At 67.1% G+C, this 15,466-nt stretch carries 13 protein-coding genes; 3 read left to right on the top strand and 10 right to left on the bottom strand.

Annotation, left to right across the window (positions count from 1 at the left end; translation table 11 throughout):
- Positions 1 to 77: 77 nt before the first annotated feature.
- The 10 genes from rnr to ruvX all read right to left on the bottom strand — a co-directional run bounded on the left by rnr (position 78) and on the right by ruvX (position 12,763).
- The gene (rnr, locus tag VGV37_RS19995) at positions 78 to 2,399 is read right to left on the bottom strand and encodes a ribonuclease R (protein ID WP_326881511.1); all 2,322 of its coding nucleotides are present in this window, start codon (positions 2,397 to 2,399) and stop codon (positions 78 to 80) included.
- Positions 2,399 to 5,101 (bottom strand): type I DNA topoisomerase, encoded by a 2,703-nt coding sequence (gene topA / locus VGV37_RS20000; RefSeq protein WP_326881512.1) that lies wholly within the window; start codon positions 5,099 to 5,101, stop codon positions 2,399 to 2,401. Before topA ends, rnr begins: the two co-directional genes overlap by 1 nt.
- 55 nt (positions 5,102 to 5,156) lie before the next feature.
- Positions 5,157 to 6,269, bottom strand: a complete 1,113-nt coding sequence (gene dprA, locus VGV37_RS20005) for a DNA-processing protein DprA (protein ID WP_326881513.1) — start codon at positions 6,267 to 6,269, stop codon at positions 5,157 to 5,159.
- A gap of 69 nt (positions 6,270 to 6,338) precedes the next feature.
- Positions 6,339 to 6,941 carry a glycerol-3-phosphate 1-O-acyltransferase PlsY gene (gene plsY, locus VGV37_RS20010; RefSeq protein WP_326881514.1) on the bottom strand — a complete coding sequence of 201 codons (603 nt, stop codon included), beginning with the start codon at positions 6,939 to 6,941 and terminating at the stop codon, positions 6,339 to 6,341.
- A gap of 4 nt (positions 6,942 to 6,945) precedes the next feature.
- On the bottom strand, positions 6,946 to 8,238 hold the full coding sequence (locus tag VGV37_RS20015; protein ID WP_326881515.1) for a dihydroorotase: 1,293 nt from the start codon (positions 8,236 to 8,238) through the stop codon (positions 6,946 to 6,948).
- Positions 8,238 to 9,197, bottom strand: a complete 960-nt coding sequence (locus VGV37_RS20020; RefSeq protein WP_326881516.1) for an aspartate carbamoyltransferase catalytic subunit — start codon at positions 9,195 to 9,197, stop codon at positions 8,238 to 8,240. The genes VGV37_RS20015 and VGV37_RS20020 overlap by 1 nt, the downstream gene beginning before the upstream one ends.
- A gap of 85 nt (positions 9,198 to 9,282) precedes the next feature.
- On the bottom strand, positions 9,283 to 10,980 hold the full coding sequence (locus VGV37_RS20025; protein ID WP_326881517.1) for a methyl-accepting chemotaxis protein: 1,698 nt from the start codon (positions 10,978 to 10,980) through the stop codon (positions 9,283 to 9,285).
- A gap of 164 nt (positions 10,981 to 11,144) precedes the next feature.
- Entirely contained in the window at positions 11,145 to 11,600 is a 456-nt protein-coding gene (locus VGV37_RS20030; RefSeq protein WP_326881518.1) for a hypothetical protein, read from the bottom strand.
- Positions 11,601 to 11,684: 84 nt separating this feature from the next.
- A complete protein-coding gene (locus VGV37_RS20035; RefSeq protein ID WP_326881519.1) occupies positions 11,685 to 12,287 on the bottom strand; it encodes a hypothetical protein in 603 nt (200 codons plus the stop codon).
- On the bottom strand, positions 12,284 to 12,763 hold the full coding sequence (gene ruvX, locus VGV37_RS20040; RefSeq protein WP_326881520.1) for a Holliday junction resolvase RuvX: 480 nt from the start codon (positions 12,761 to 12,763) through the stop codon (positions 12,284 to 12,286). The genes VGV37_RS20035 and ruvX overlap by 4 nt, the downstream gene beginning before the upstream one ends.
- Positions 12,764 to 12,893: 130 nt before the next feature.
- On the opposite strand from ruvX, the gene gatC reads away from it, so the two are divergent.
- The 3 genes from gatC to gatB form a co-directional block, all read left to right on the top strand.
- Positions 12,894 to 13,181 (top strand): Asp-tRNA(Asn)/Glu-tRNA(Gln) amidotransferase subunit GatC, encoded by a 288-nt coding sequence (gatC, locus tag VGV37_RS20045; protein WP_326881521.1) that lies wholly within the window; start codon positions 12,894 to 12,896, stop codon positions 13,179 to 13,181.
- Complete coding sequence (gene gatA / locus VGV37_RS20050) at positions 13,181 to 14,650, top strand: Asp-tRNA(Asn)/Glu-tRNA(Gln) amidotransferase subunit GatA (RefSeq protein WP_326881522.1); 1,470 nt, start codon at positions 13,181 to 13,183, stop codon at positions 14,648 to 14,650. Before gatC ends, gatA begins: the two co-directional genes overlap by 1 nt.
- A 24-nt stretch (positions 14,651 to 14,674) precedes the next feature.
- On the top strand, positions 14,675 to 15,466 hold a 792-nt coding region (gene gatB, locus VGV37_RS20055; RefSeq protein ID WP_414638048.1), incomplete at its 3' end, for an Asp-tRNA(Asn)/Glu-tRNA(Gln) amidotransferase subunit GatB.

Here is a 15,466-nt window from a genome sequence, read left to right on the forward strand (position 1 = left end):
CACGGGCGCGTCATCGACCAACCCCGAACGGATCGAGGGTGCCTCGCCCGACGGGTCTTTTCAAGCTGCGATCGCGGTCAGCGGCGGCGGGGCGCGGTGCCGGGTTTCTTGCGGCCCGGCTTGTCGAATTTCCGCTTGGCGCCGACCGGCGGCGAGCGCAGCAGCTTCAGTCCCTTGCGCGAGACCCGATCCTCGTCGCCACCGTCGATCAGCTGGAAAGTGAGGCCGCCGGCCACCGGATCGGCCTCGGCCAGACGCACGTCGACCGTATCACCCAGACGATAGACCCGACCGCTGCGCTGGCCGACCAGGCGATGGGCCGCCTCGTCGTGATGATAGTAATCCGCCGGCAGGGTCGAGATCGGGATCAGCCCGTCGGCACCGCTCTCGGCCAGGGTCACGAACAGCCCGAATCGGGTGACGCCGTTGACCCGGCCCGGAAAGATCGTGCCGACATGCTTTGCCATATAGGCGACCAGGTAGCGGTCGACCGCGCTGCGTTCCGCCGCGGCCGCGCGGCGCTCCAGACGCGACAGGTCGACACCCAGTTCGGCGAAGCCTTCCGGGTCGACGGGCTCCAGCCCGCCATCGCCCAGCCCCAATCCTGCGACCATGGCGCGATGGACCAGCAGGTCGGCATAGCGCCGGATCGGCGAAGTGAAATGGGCATAGCGCTGCAAGGACAGGCCGAAATGGCCCAGATTATCCGGCGCGTACATCGCCTGCGCCTGGCTGCGCAGCACCAGCTCGTTGATCATCGCCGCCTCGGGCCGGCCTTCGGCGGCGCTGAGGATGCGGTTGAAATGCATCGGCTGCACGACCTGGCCCTTGGCCAGCTTCAGCGCGTGGATGTCGAGCCCTTCCAGGAATTCGCGCAGCGCCACCAGCTTTTCCGGATCCGGCGCGTCATGGACCCGATACATGCAAGGCTTGTGGACCTTCTCCAGCGTCTCGGCCGCGGCAACGTTGGCCGCGATCATGAATTCCTCGATCAGCTTGTGACTGTCGAGCCGTTCGCGCCGGTCGATCCGCTCGACCGTGCCGTCCTCGCCCAGCACGACGCGCCGCTCCGGCAGGTCCAGTTCCAGGGTGCCGCGCTTGCGCCGGTCCTTGTCGAGCGCCGCATAGGCGCCGTAAAGCGGCTTGATCACCGGATCTGCCAGCGGTCCGGTCGTGTCGTCCGGTCGCCCGTCCATGGCGGCTTGGACCTGCTCGTAGGTCAGGCGCGCGGCCGAGCGCATCAGCCCGCGCACGGCCTGATGCTTCAGCTTTTTGCCCTCGGCATCAATCCACATGTGGATTGCCATGCAGGCGCGCTCGACTGCCGGTTTCAGCGAACAGAGCTCGTTCGACAGCGCCTCCGGCAGCATCGGCACGACCCGGTCGGGAAAATAGACCGAGTTGCCGCGTTCCTTTGCCGACCGGTCGAGCGGGCTGCCGGGTCGGACATACCAGGACACGTCGGCGATCGCGACCAGCAGGTGCCAGCCGCCTTCGTTCGCGGGATCGGTGTCGGGTGCGGCCCAGACCGCATCGTCGAAATCGCGTGCGTCGGCGCCGTCGATCGTGATCAGCGGAAAATCGCGCAGGTCGGTGCGGGTTCCGAGCGCGACCGGCTTCGCCGCCTCGGCCTCGCGCAGCGCCGCGTCGGGGAATCCCACCGGAATGCCCTGCTGATGGATCGCGATCAGGCTGATCGCCTTGGGATCGCCCATGGCACCCAGGCGTTCGATCACCTGGGCATGGGGCAGGCCCAGGCGCGGAACGGGCAGGGGCTCGGCCAGCACCAGATCGCCGTCGGCGGCGCTCAGCCCCTCGTTCGCGCGGACGCGATAGGTCGTCTTGTTGCGCCGGTCGGTCGGCAGGATGCGCGCCGTACCGTCGGGCTGGGCCTTGAACACACCCAGCACCCGCTCGCCCTGTGGCTCGATCTTGCGGACGATGGCGGCCTGGTAGCTGCCGTCTTCCTGGCGGCGGAACCGGGCGATGGCGCGCTCGCCGACGCCGGGATTCTCCTCGCCGCCGCGCCGGCCGGCGGCCAGGCGGATGGTTGGGACCGGAACCGCCGGATCGCTGCCCAGCAGCCGGACCACCGGCTCGCCCTCGGCATCGATCTCGGTTACTTCGATGACCGCGATTTCCGGCAGGGCACCCACAGGGGCCAGCCGTCGATGATGGCTGCGTTCGACCGGGCCGCTGCGCTCGATCTCCTTCAGCAATCCCTTGAGCGCCACCCGGTCGGCGCTGCCGACCTTGAACGCCTTGGCGATCTCGCGTTTGCCGACCGGGACCGGGCTGGCCGCGATGAAATCGACGACCTGTTGCCGGGTCGGCAGGCTGCCGGGACCTTTGCGGGGAACGCGAACCTTGGGTGGCTTGGCGCCCGGCGGCTTCGCCATCAGGCGCTCGCTACTTTCTTGGCGGCCGGTTTCTTTGCGGCGACTTTCTTGGGCGCCGCCTTCTTCGCCGGAGCCTTCTTGGCGACCGCCGTTGCGGTACCGTCTTCGGCCTTCGCGGCCTTGGCCTTCGGTGCCGCCTTCTTCGGTGCGGCCTTACTGCTGGAGCGGCTCTTGCCGGTCTTGGGCTTGGCTTTCTGCACCGCCAGCAGTTCCAGGGCCTTGTCGAGCGGGAAGGTCTCCGGATCGGCATCGCGAGGCAGCGAGGCATAGACGCCGTCATGGGCGACGTAAGGGCCGTAGCGGCCCTTGAACACCTGCACCGGCGCCTGGTCGACCGGATGCTCGCCCAGGGTCTTGAGCGGCGTCGGCGCGGCCCGGCCGCCCTTGCTCGGTTCGGCCAGCAGGCTGACCGCGCGATTGATGCCGATGGTCAGTACGTCGTCGTCGGGGCTGATCGACTTGAAGGTCTTGCCCAGCTTGATGTACGGCCCGAACTTGCCGATGCCCGCGATGATCATGTCGCCGGTTTCGGGATGGGTGCCGATGTCGCGCGGCAGGGACAAGAGGCCCAGCGCCGGCTCCAGCAGCACGTCCTGGGGCTTCATGCCCTTGGGCAGCGAGACGCGCTTGGGCTTCTCGCCCTCGACAGCAGCCTCGCCCAGTTGGATATAGCTGCCGTAGGGGCCCTTGCGGACGCTGACGGGCAGGTTGGTCACCGGATCGTTGCCCAGCACGCGTGGTCCCATGTCACCGGGCGAGGCCGCCTCGCCGTCGCCCTGGCCCTCGACCGCGAGCGGCCGGGTGAACCGGCATTCCGGATAGTTCGAGCAGCCGATGAACGCGCCGAACTTGCCGAGCTTCAGCGACAGGCGTCCGGCCGCACAGCTGGGGCAGACGCGCGGATCGCGGCCGGAGCCATCCTCGGGGAAAAAATGCGGACCCAGCTCGGTATCGAGCGCGTCCAGCACCTGGGTGATCGTCAGTTCCTTGGTGCCGGCGACCGCGAGGCTGAAATGATCCCAGAACTGGCGCAGCACCTGCTTCCAGTCGGCCCGGCCGCCGGAGATCTCGTCGAGCAGGTTCTCCAGGTCGGCCGTGAAGGAATATTGGACATAGCGCTCGAAGAAATTCTCGAGGAAGGCCGTGACCAATCGGCCGCGATCCTGCGGCGTGAAGCGCTTCTTCTCCAGGACCACGTATTCCCGATCCTGCAGCACCTGGATGATCGAGGAATAGGTCGAAGGCCGGCCGATGCCGAGCTCTTCGAGCTTCTTGACCAAGCTCGCCTCGGTATAGCGCGGCGGCGGCTCGGTGAAATGCTGATCGGGCCGGACGTCGAGCCGGTTCAGCGCCTCGCGCTCGCTCAAGGGCGGCAGGCGGCGGTTCTCGTCGTCGTCCGCGTCGTCGTCGCGGCCTTCCTGGTACAGCTTCAGGAAACCGTCGAAGCGCACGACCGAACCGGTCGCGCGGAAGGTGACCCGGCCCGAAGCGCCGTTGATGTCGGCCGTCACCTGGTCCATCACCGCCGATTCCATCTGGCAGGCGACGGTGCGCTTCCAGATCAGCTCGTAGAGCCGCAGCTGATCGGAATCGAGTACGCTCACGACCTGGGACGGGTGGCGGAACATGTCGGTCGGTCGGATCGCCTCATGCGCCTCCTGGGCGTTCTTGGCGATGGCTTTATATTGGCGAGGGGCGCCGGGGACGTATTGCGGGCCGTAGTCCCGATCGATCAGCCGGCGGGCGGCCGTCACCGCATCGACCGACAGGGCGACGCCGTCGGTTCGCATATAGGTGATCAGGCCCACGGTCTCGCCGCCCAGGTCGATGCCTTCATACAGGCGCTGGGCGATCTGCATGGTGCGGCTGGTCGTGAAGCCCAGCTTGCGCGAGGCTTCCTGCTGCAGGGTCGAGGTCGTGAACGGTGGCTGCGGATGCCGGCGGACCTGGCGATGCTCCAGCTTGGCGACCGCATAGCCCGGCTCCGACGTGACCGCATCGACCGCATTCGTGGCGGCGGCTTCGTTCGCGAGGTCGAACTTGTCGAGCTTCTGGCCATCGAGATGGGTCAGGCGGGCGGAGAAGGTGGCGCCCGGACCGGTCTTGAAGGTGCTTTCGACCGACCAGTATTCGCGGGGGCGGAACACCTCGATCTCGGCTTCGCGCTCGCAGATCAGCCGCAAGGCCACCGATTGCACGCGGCCGGCCGACCGGCTGCCGGGCAGCTTGCGCCACAGCACCGGCGAGAGCGTGAAGCCCACCAGGTAATCCAGTGCGCGGCGCGCCATGTAGGCGTCCACCAGCTCGCCGTTCAGCTCACGGGCGTTCTGGAACGCCTCGAGCACGGCGGTCTTGGTGACTTCGTTGAACACCACGCGCTTGACCGGGATGCCTTTGAGCGCCTTGCGCTCGTCCAGCACCTTGGCCAGATGCCAGGAAATCGCCTCGCCTTCGCGATCCGGATCGGTGGCGAGGAACAGCGCCTTCGCCCCTTTCAGCGCCTGGACGATGTCGCGCACGCGCTTTTCGGCGCGGTCCTCGACCTCCCACGACATGGCGAAATCTTCATCGGGCCTGACCGAGCCGTCCTTGGCAGGCAGATCGCGCACATGCCCATAGCTGGCGAGCACGGTATAGCCGTCGCCAAGGTATTTATTGATGGTCTTCGCCTTGGCTGGCGACTCAACGACGACGACGTTCATGAGACGGCCGGTAACCCTTCTTCAAAACACCCGGGACGGGTCCGAGGCGAAGCGCTCATCGCAGCGAGACGAGGCCGCCGGGATGACGGTCCAAACGCCCTGCCAATTCCAATTCCAGCAGAACTGTCGCGATGATCGAGGGCGACAAGTGGCACTGGCGGACAAGTTCGTCAACCGGAACCGGCGTCGGACCCAACAGACCTGTGATCGAACTCTCCGCCTCATCGAGCTGATTGGCACTCGTTTCCGGCGGCGGACGAGAGGCGGATCGGCGCCGCGGCGGCTCGATCGTGCCTCGCCCACCCAGGCTGAGCAGCGCCGACAGCACGTCGTCGGCGCTCTCGACCAGAGTGGCGCCATGGCGGATCAGGTCGTTGGTGCCGCGGCAGCGCGGGTCGAGCGGCGAGCCCGGCACGGCGAAAACCTCACGGCCCTGCTCGGCGGCGAATCGCGCCGTGATCAGCGAACCGGACCGCAATGCCGCCTCGATCACGACCACCCCTTCCGACATGCCGGAAATCAGCCGGTTGCGGCGCGGGAAATGACGCGCCTGGGGGATGGTGCCGACGGGGCTCTCGGCCACGACGGCGCCCTGCTCGACGATCTCGCCATGCAGTGCCCGGTTTTCCTCGGGATAGACCACGTCGACGCCGCCGCCGACCACGGCGACCGTGCCCTGGGCCAAAGCCCCGCCATGGGCCGCCGCATCGATGCCGCGCGCCAGGCCCGACGTCACGATGAAGCCCGCCCGCGCCAAGTCATACGCCATCTCGCGGGCGAAGCGCTGGCCAGCGGCCGACGCGTTGCGGGCGCCGACCATGGCGATGCTCTTGCGCGCCAGCAGCTTGGGATTGCCCAACACGGTGATGAGCGGTGGCGCATCGTCGAGCGGCGCCAGCCCGGGCGGATAGTCGGGCTCACCCCAGGCAATCAGCTGGGCGCCCAGCTTATGGATCGCCGCCAGCTCGCGCTCGGCCTGCTCGCGCGAGAAGATCATGAAATTGCGCCGGCCGCCGCGCCGTGCCAGTTCCGGCAGGGCGGCGAGCGCGGCGGCAGCCGAACCATGCCGTTGCAAAAGCTGGTGAAACGTCACCGGCCCGACATTCTCCGACCGGATCAGCCGAAGCCAGTCGAGCCGCTCCTGGGGATTGAGCGTGTCGAGCGTCATGGAACAAACCATGACCAGGCGAGGCCGGTTCGTCAACCACCGCCGACGGAGGAAGGGCGCGGGTTGTCCTTACGCCTTCTTCAGATTGATCCGGCTCTCGGTGCCGCTCGCCAGCCGGCGGATGTTCTCGTGGTGGCGGATGAACACCAGCACGGCCAGGAACAGCGCCAGGATCGCGCGCGGCTCGTCGGCCAGGAACCAGGCGACGATCGGGCTGATGCCGATCGCGACCAAGGCGGCCAGCGACGAATATTTCAGCGTGACGGCGACCAGCAGCCAGGCCAGACAGGCGACGACGCCGACCGGCCAGGCGATGGCGAGCAGCACGCCCAAGGTGGTGGCGACACCTTTGCCACCCTTGAACCGGAGCCAGACCGGGAACAGGTGACCCAGCACGGAGGCGCCGGCGGCGATGACCGCGGCGTCGGGTCCGGCAAAATAATCGGCGAGGCCGACCGCGACGGCGCCCTTGCCGCCGTCCAGGATCAGGGTCGCCGCTGCCAGGCCCTTGCGGCCGGTGCGCAGCACGTTGGTTGCCCCGATATTGCCGGAGCCGATCTTGCGGATGTCGCCGGCGCCGGTCAGCTGGGTCAGCACCAGGCCGAACGGGATCGAGCCCAGCAGATAGGCGAGGGCGATGGTGACGATGAGCGTCACCGGATCGAGCGCCATGGCGTCAGGCCCGCTCGACGCTATGGACGTTGCGGCCGGCGACGAAAGTCTTCAGCACGCTGCCCTGGACAGGCAACCCGTCGAACGGCGTGTTGCGCGCTTTCGACTTGAACTGGTCGACCCGGATCCGATGGGGCCGGTCGAGATCGAACAACACGAGGTCGGCGGCGGCACCCAGCGCCAGGCGGCCGATCGGCAGGCGCAGGATGTCGGCCGGCGCCTGGGTCAGGCTGCGCAGCACGCGCAGCAGCGGCACGTCGCCCTTATGGTGCAGGGTCAGCGCCAGCGACAGCAGGGTCTCCAGGCCGATGATGCCGGCGGCGGCCGAGGTGAAGGGCAGGCGTTTGGAATCCTGGTCGTGCGGGCGATGATCGGACGCGATCGCGTCGATCGTGCCGTCGCGCAACCCCTCGACCACCGCGCGCCGGTCGGCCTCGGGCCGCAGTGGCGGCGACAGCTTCGTGAAGGTGCGATATTCCTCGATCGCCGTTTCGTTCAGCATGAAATAGGCCGGTGCCGTGTCGCAGGTCACCGGCAGCCCGCGCGCCTTGGCCTGGCGGATCGCCTCGATCGCGGCGGCGGTCGAAACATGGGCGACGTGATAGCGGGCGCCGGTGATCTCGACCAGGCGCAGGTCGCGCTCGACCATGATCAGTTCGGCGGCCGGCGTGATGCCGGGCAGCCCCAGGCGCGTCGCGATCTCGCCCTCGGTCACGGCACCGCCGGCGGCGAGCTTCGGTTCTTCCGGATGCTGGACGATCAACTGGTCGAAGGTGCGCGCATAGCTCAAGGCCCGGCGCATGACCAGCGCATCGGCGATCGCCTTGACCCCGTCGGTGAAACCCACGGCGCCGGCCTTGGCCAGCAGGCCCATCTCGGTCAGTTCCTTGCCGGCGACGCCGCGGGTGGCGGCGCCATAGGCATAGATATTGACCAAGCCCAGCTTGCGCGCACGGCGCGAGACGAACTCGACGGTCGAGACCTCGTCCAGCACCGGTTCCGTGCCGGGCAATGCCACGAGCGACGTGATGCCGCCGGCGACCGCCGCACGGCTGGTCGTCTCGATATCCTCGAGATATTCGTGGCCCGGTTCCGACAGGTGGACGCGCATGTCGACCAGGCCGGGCGCCAGGCAATGGCCGGCACAATCGACGACGACCGTATCCCGGGCGGCTGCCGGTGCGGCGTCGCCGCCGATCGCCCGGATGACGCCGTCGACGGCGAGCAGGTCACCCGATTGGTCCAGATGGGTCCAGGGATCCAGCAGGCGGGCATTCTTGAACAGGGTGGAGGGCATCAGGCGTGATTCCGCTTGGCATCGGTGCGCATCAGAAGATCGAGGCAGGCCATGCGCACGGCGACGCCCATTTCGACCTGACCCAGGATCAGGCTGCGATCGATGTCGTCGGCGACGGCGCTGTCGATCTCGACGCCGCGGTTGATCGGACCCGGATGCATGATGAGCGCGTCGGGCTTGGCCTTGGCGAGCTTCGCCTGGTCGAGCCCGTAGAAATGGAAATATTCGCGCAGCGACGGCAGGAAGTTGCCGTTCATCCGTTCCATCTGCAGGCGCAGCATCATGATGATGTCGACGTCGGCCAGGCCGCGCGCCATGTCGTGGAACACCTCGACGCCCAGTCGCTCGATCTGGGCTGGCAGCAGGGTGCGCGGGGCCACGACGCGGACGCGGGCGCCCATGATGTTGAGGAGCGCGATGTTGGAGCGCGCGACCCGGCTGTGCAGGATGTCGCCGCAGATCGCGACGGTCAGGCCCTTGAGGCTGCCCTTGCGCCGGCGGATGGTCAGCGCGTCGAGCAGCGCCTGGGTCGGGTGCTCGTGGGCGCCGTCGCCGGCGTTGATCACGGCGCAATTCATTTTGTCGGCCAGCAGGTGGACGGCACCGCTCTCGTGGTGGCGCACGACAAGCGCGTCCAGATGCATGGCGTTCAAGGTCATCGCCGTGTCGATCAGCGTCTCGCCCTTTTTGATCGAGGTGCCGTCGACCGACATGTTGATCACGTCGGCGCCCAGCCGCTTGCCGGCCAGTTCGAAGCTGGTGCGCGTACGCGTCGAGTTCTCGAAGAACAGGTTGATGATGGTGCGCCCGCGCAGCACCGTTCGCTTCTTGTCGTCCGCGCGGTTCTGCTCGACGTAGCCTTCTGCCAGATCGAGGAGGGCGCTGATGTCGTCGGCCTTGAGGCCGTCGATTCCGAGCAGATGTCGGTGCGGGAAGAGCGGGGAGGGGGTCTTATCCATAAGGAAAAAGGTATAAGCCCCCGCCCGCAGGGTGACAACTACGCTGCTGTGCGCAGCACCATGGGGTCGCCGCCCGCCGCCCCGCTCACGCTGCCGAGCGCAACCGGGCGACGAACCGTTCGACCGAACCGGCGAGTTCGGCGGTGCGGCTGCCCATTTCGCGCGCGATGGCCAGGACGGTTTCCGCCGCCTTGCCGGTGTGCCCGGCTGTATCCTTCACCTCGACGATGTTGCGCGCGACCAGGTCCGTTCCATGCGCCGCCTGCTGGATGTTGCGCACGATGTCGGCCGTGGTCGCGTTCTGCTGCTCGACTGCGGCCGCGATCGAGTTCGCGACCTCGCTCACTTCGCCGACGACGCTCTTGATCTCGCCGATCGCCGCCACGGTGCCGCCGACGGCGCCCTGGATGGTCTGGATCTGGCTCGAAATCCGCTCCGTCGCCTGAGCGGTCTGGTTCGCCAGGCTCTTGACCTCGGACGCCACGACGGCAAAGCCCTTGCCGGCCTCGCCCGCTCGCGCCGCCTCGATCGTGGCGTTGAGCGCCAGGAGATTGGTCTGGCTGGCGATATCGGAGATCAGCTTGACGATCTCGCCGATCTCGCGCGCGCCGGTGTCGAGGCTGTGCACCATCCCGTCGGAACGGGCGGTCGCGTCCAGCGCTTTGGCGGCGATGCCCTGGGCGAGCGAGGCCTGACGCGAGATCTCGCGGATCGAAGCCGCCATCTCCTCGGCTGCCGCGGCTACGGTCTGCACGTTGTCGGATGCCGTGAGCGTGCCGTCGGCCACCGCTTCGGCCCGGCTGAGCGCCTGTCGGGCGGTCTCGCTCATCCGTTCGGAAGCTTCTTCCGCCGTCTTCGCTCCCCGCGAGACGTCACGCACGATGCCGTCGACCTCGGCCAGGAAGGCCTGGGCGAGTTCCTGCATCGACGCTCGCCGCTCGGCTTCGGCCATCTGCTGGTCGCGCGCATGGGTATCGCGCAGCCGCTGGTTCTCGATCGCGTTTTCGCGGAACACGCCGACGGCCGTCGCCATGGCCCCGACCTCGTCGCGCCGGCTGGTGTCGCCGTCTGTGGCGCTGAGGTCGCCTTCGGCCAGGCGGCGCATCTCGCCCTGCAGCTTCGCCAGCGGACGGGCGACGTTGAACGCAATCATCGCCGCCGCGGCCGCCGCGACCAGGATGACCGCGCCGAACAGGCCGACATAGGACCAGACGACTCCGGAGAACTGGGCCTCCATCCCGTCGAGATAGACACCGGTGCCGAACAGCAGGTTCATCGGCTTGTATTGAACGGCGTAGGACAGCTTCTCGCTTTCCGCGGCCTGTCCCGGCTTCGGAAATTTATAGCGCAGGACGACGCTGCCGTTGTTCTTGAGTGCGCCGTCACGCAACTCGCGCAGGATCATCATGCCGTTGGCCGCCTTCACATCGAGGCGGTTCGTGCCGATCATCTTGGGATCGGGCGTGGCGATGGTCAGCCCCTCCATCGTGTAGACGAAGATGTAGCCTTCACCCTTGTCGTAGCTCATCGGCAGGATGCGCTCGCGTAGCGCATCGATCGCCTGCTCCCTGGTCAGCTTGCCGGCCTGGACCTGCTTGTCGAGCGAGTCGGCCGTGCCGACCGCGGTATCGACGATGGCTTTCAGGGCAAGGATCCGGTCCTCGATCAGGGCCTCATGGGCCAGCCGCGCCGCCGCGAATCCGGCGATAGCGAGGCCGAGCACCAGAATGCCCAGCAGCACGCCCAGCTTGGTGCCGATCTTCAGATTGTTGAGCCACGTCATTTTCCGGCCTCTCCCTTCGGGCGCGACGATATTCTTCGACCAGCACTGGCGCCCGGTCGAAGAATAGTCCGTGGGGAGTTAAGGTGACGTGAAGGGTTCTATTTCCGATAGTTTCGAACTATTTGAATCCGAAATCAATTCTCGTTCAATAAAGCCCATTCATCTCAGGTTGTAATGTTCAGGGATCTCTTGTTCAGCGGGTCGGCCGACTGCAGGGACTGGACATTGGCCGTAAAGCTGTTCGCGGCCGCCGTGAGGGCCGCGTTCTGCTGCCCCGGATTGGCGGCCGGACGCGCGACGAACCCCTGGGAATCCGCCGAAGGCGAGTCGGGCTTATAGGAAATGTCGTAGGCGCCGGAATGGGGCACCGAAGGTGCTGCGCCGCTGTCGCCGATCGAAGGGGCGGTCTGCAGGGCCTGGAAGACCTGGCTGGCTGCGTTCGAAGGCTGGGTGCCGGTGACCGGGGGTGCCGCCACGGCCGAAGAGCCGAAAACCGCGCTGGAGGGCGTCGACGCATTGATCTGGTTGGCGATCGAATCCGTGACCGCCGCGATTTGCACGTCGGCTGCGGCGATGGCGGAGGTCGCGTAATTGTTGGCACTCGATACGGCGTCGACCATGAGATCCGAGCCCGATGAAGGTTAGCAGCCTAAGCGGCGATGATACACGGCTTCGGGCGCCAAGGGGTTAACGCCGACGCGTCGCTATTGAATAAGCGGGATCTTGAAGACCTGCTGGCCGATATGGCCGATCTCGTGGGACAGCGCCGGGTCGCACCAGATGCGGAATCCGGCCTCGCGGGCACGGTCGCAGAAGATATAGTCCTCGCCCAGGATGTCGCCAGTCTCCTCGTTGGACTCGAAGCGGAAGTACGGGCGCGGCAGCTTGTCGAACACGCTCATCCTGATCAGCAGGCAGCCGGTCGGGATGCGGGCCATCTCGATCAGGCCCGACGGCATCTGGGCCACCTCGCCCGGCAGCACCGTGCCGAGCGTGGGGTAGGGCGGCACGCGCTTCGAATAGGTGGCGCCGACGATGTCCTGCCGATGCATCAGCAGGCGCCACAGCGTCGAATCCGGGAACATCATGTCGCTGTCGAGGAACAGCATGTAGTGCGCGCCGAATTCCTGGGCGAGCCGGACGCCGTTGTTGCGCGCGATGGCGACGATCGACGATTTGTTGTTGATGACGTTGATCTGCAGGCCCTGGGTCGCGACGCACATCCGGGCCAGCGACATGGCGAAATCGGCATGGACCATGTCGGCGGACGGCACGGCGACCGCGATGCGGACCTGCGGGTCGGTCATGGCATGGCCGCGGCCATGTAGGCCAGCCGGTCCAGCACCCCTTGCAGGATGTAGGCGGCGGCAGCCTTGTCGACGATTTCGGCCCGACGCTTGCGCGACAGGTCGGCCTCGATCATGCCGCGCGTGACCGCGGCGGTCGACAGGCGCTCGTCCCAGAACAGGATGGCCGGGTCGTCGATCCGCATCAGGTTGCGCGCAAAGGCGCGGGTCGCCTGGCAGCGCGGACCCTCCGTGCCGTCCATGTTGATGGGCAGGCCCAGCACGAGCGCGCCGATTCGATGCTCGCGCCGCAGGGCGGCGAGCGTCGCCGCATCGTCTTTCAGCTTGCCGCGTACCAGCGTCTTCAGCGGCGAGGCCACCATCAGCAGGGTATCGCTGAGGGCAAGGCCGATCGTCTTGGTGCCGAGATCGATGCCCAGGAGCCGTTCGCCCGGAGCGAGGCAGGCCTTGAGTTCCGTAGGGTTGCAGATCGGCATGATGGGATGCTAGCTTCGCGGCTTCCGTCGAGATCAGGCAGTTTCCTGGACCGCGCGAGGGTTTCCGAACGCGCATCCTGGGGCAGACTTTCCGGCGGAGGCGTTCCCGGAAGACCCCGAGGTTTATCTCATGTCGTTGGACAAGGCCACCGTGGCGCGCATCGCCACCCTGGCGCGCATCAAGGTTCCCGAAGCCGATCGCGAAGCGCTCGGCCAAGAGCTCAATCAGATCCTGCATTGGGTCGAGCAATTGGACCAGGTCGATACGGCCGGGGTCGAACCCATGACGAGCGTCGCCGCCATGACCCTGCCGTTGCGTCCCGACAAGGTGACGGACGGCGCGCGGGCCGACGACATCCTGAAGAACGCGCCTGGCGCCATGCACGGTTTCTTCACCGTGCCGAAGGTTGTCGAGTAATGAGCGAATTCACCGATCTGACGCTTGCGACCGCCCGTGACGGGCTGGCCGCCAGGAAGTTCTCGGCCGTCGAGTTGACCCAGGCCCATGTCGCCGCGATCGAGGCCGCACGCGACCTGAACGCTTTCATCACCGAGACGCCGGATAAGGCGCTCGATATGGCGAAGGCGAGCGACGAGCGGCTGGCGCGCGGCGAAGGCGGCGTGCTGGAAGGCCTGCCGATCGCGATCAAGGACCTGTTCTGCACCAAGGACGTGCTGACCACGGCCGGCTCGCACATCCTCGACGGCTTCAAGCCGCCGTACGAATCGACTATCACCCAGAAGCTGTGGGACGCTGGCGCCACCTGCCTCGGCAAGCTCAATCTGGACGAGTTCGCCATGGGCTCGTCGAACATGACGAGCTACTACGGCCCGGTGATCAATCCCTGGAGTGAGGCCGGCGGCAATCGCCAGCTTGTGCCCGGCGGCTCCTCCGGCGGGTCGGCCGCCTCGGTCGCGGCCCGGCTGGCGCTGGCGGCGACCGGCACGGACACCGGCGGCTCGATCCGCCAGCCGGCGAGCTTCTGCGGCATCGTCGGCCTGAAGCCGACCTATGGCCGCTGCTCGCGCTGGGGCGTGGTCGCCTTCGCCTCCTCGCTCGACCAGGCCGGGCCGATGACCCGCACGGTCGAGGATGCGGCGATCATGCTCGGCGTCATGGCCGGCCACGATGCCAAGGACTCGACCTCGGCCCCGATGGCCGTCCCGGATTTCCGGGCTGCGCTCACCGGCGACATCCGCGGCCTGCGCGTCGGCATTCCGAAGGAATATCGCGTCGACGGCATGCCGGCCGAGATCGAGGCGCTGTGGCAGCAGGGCATCGACTGGCTGAAGGATGCGGGTGCCGCGCCGGTCGAGATCAGCCTGCCGATGACCAAGCATGCGTTGCCGACCTATTACATCATCGCGCCGGCCGAGGCCTCGGCCAACCTGTCGCGCTATGACGGCGTGCGCTTCGGCCTGCGCGTGCCAGGCGCCTCGCTCGACGAGATGTACGAGAACACCCGCGCCGCCGGGTTCGGCGCCGAGGTCAAGCGGCGCGTGCTGATCGGCACCTACGTGCTATCGGCCGGCTATTACGATGCCTATTACCTGAAGGCTCAGCGCCTGCGCACGCTCATCGCCCGCGATTTCGACCAGGCGTTCGAGAAATGCGACGTGATCCTGACCCCGACCGCGCCGTCCGCCGCCTTCGCGATCGGCGAAAAGATGGACGATCCGCTGGCCATGTATCTGAACGACGTCTTCACCGTGCCGGTCAATCTGGCGGGCCTGCCCGGCATCTCGGTGCCGGCCGGCCTGTCGGCCGACGGCTTGCCGTTGGGATTGCAGATCATCGGGCGCGCGTTCGACGAAGAGACCATGATCCGCGCCGCGGGCGTGCTGGAAAGTGCCGCCGCCTTCACCGCCAAGCCGGGGAGGGCCTGAGCCATGTTTACCTCCAACGTTGCGATGCGCGAGGAAACGCTGATCGACGGCCGGACCGGCAAGTGGGAGATCATCATCGGTCTCGAGGTCCACGCCCAGGTCACGTCCGAATCGAAGCTGTTTTCAGGAGCGGCGACCGCGTTCGGCGCCGATCCCAACAGCCAGGTCTCGCCGGTCGATGCGGGATTTCCGGGCATGCTGCCGGTGATCAACGCGGTCGCGGTCGAAAAGGCGGTCAAGACCGGCCTGGGCCTGGACGCCCAGATCAACCGGGTCTCGGTGTTCGACCGGAAGAACTATTTCTACGCCGATCTGCCGAGCGGCTATCAGATCTCGCAGTACCAGCAGCCGATCGTGGGCAAGGGCCGCCTGGTGCTCGACATGCCCGACGGCTCGAGCCGCGAGGTGGGCGTCACGCGCCTGCATCTGGAACAGGATGCGGGCAAGAGCCTGCATGATCAGCATCCGTCGATGACCTTCGTCGATCTCAATCGCGCCGGCGTGGCGCTGATGGAGATCGTGTCGGAGCCGGACATGCGCACGGCCGAGGAGGCCGGGGCGTACCTGAAGAAGCTGCGCTCGATCCTGCGCTATCTCGGCACGTGCGACGGCAACATGGAAGAAGGCTCCATGCGCTGCGACTGCAACGTGTCGGTGCGCCGGCCGGGCGAGGAACTCGGCACGCGCAACGAGATCAAGAACGTCAACTCGATCCGTTTCGTCATGCAGGCGATCGAGTATGAGGCGCGGCGCCAGATCGAGGTGCTGGAGGACGGCGGTACCATCCGCCAGGAAACCCGCCTGTTCGACAGCGGC

Source organism: Aliidongia sp. (assembly GCF_035943795.1).
Taxonomy (GTDB): domain Bacteria; phylum Pseudomonadota; class Alphaproteobacteria; order ATCC43930; family CGMCC-115725; genus Aliidongia.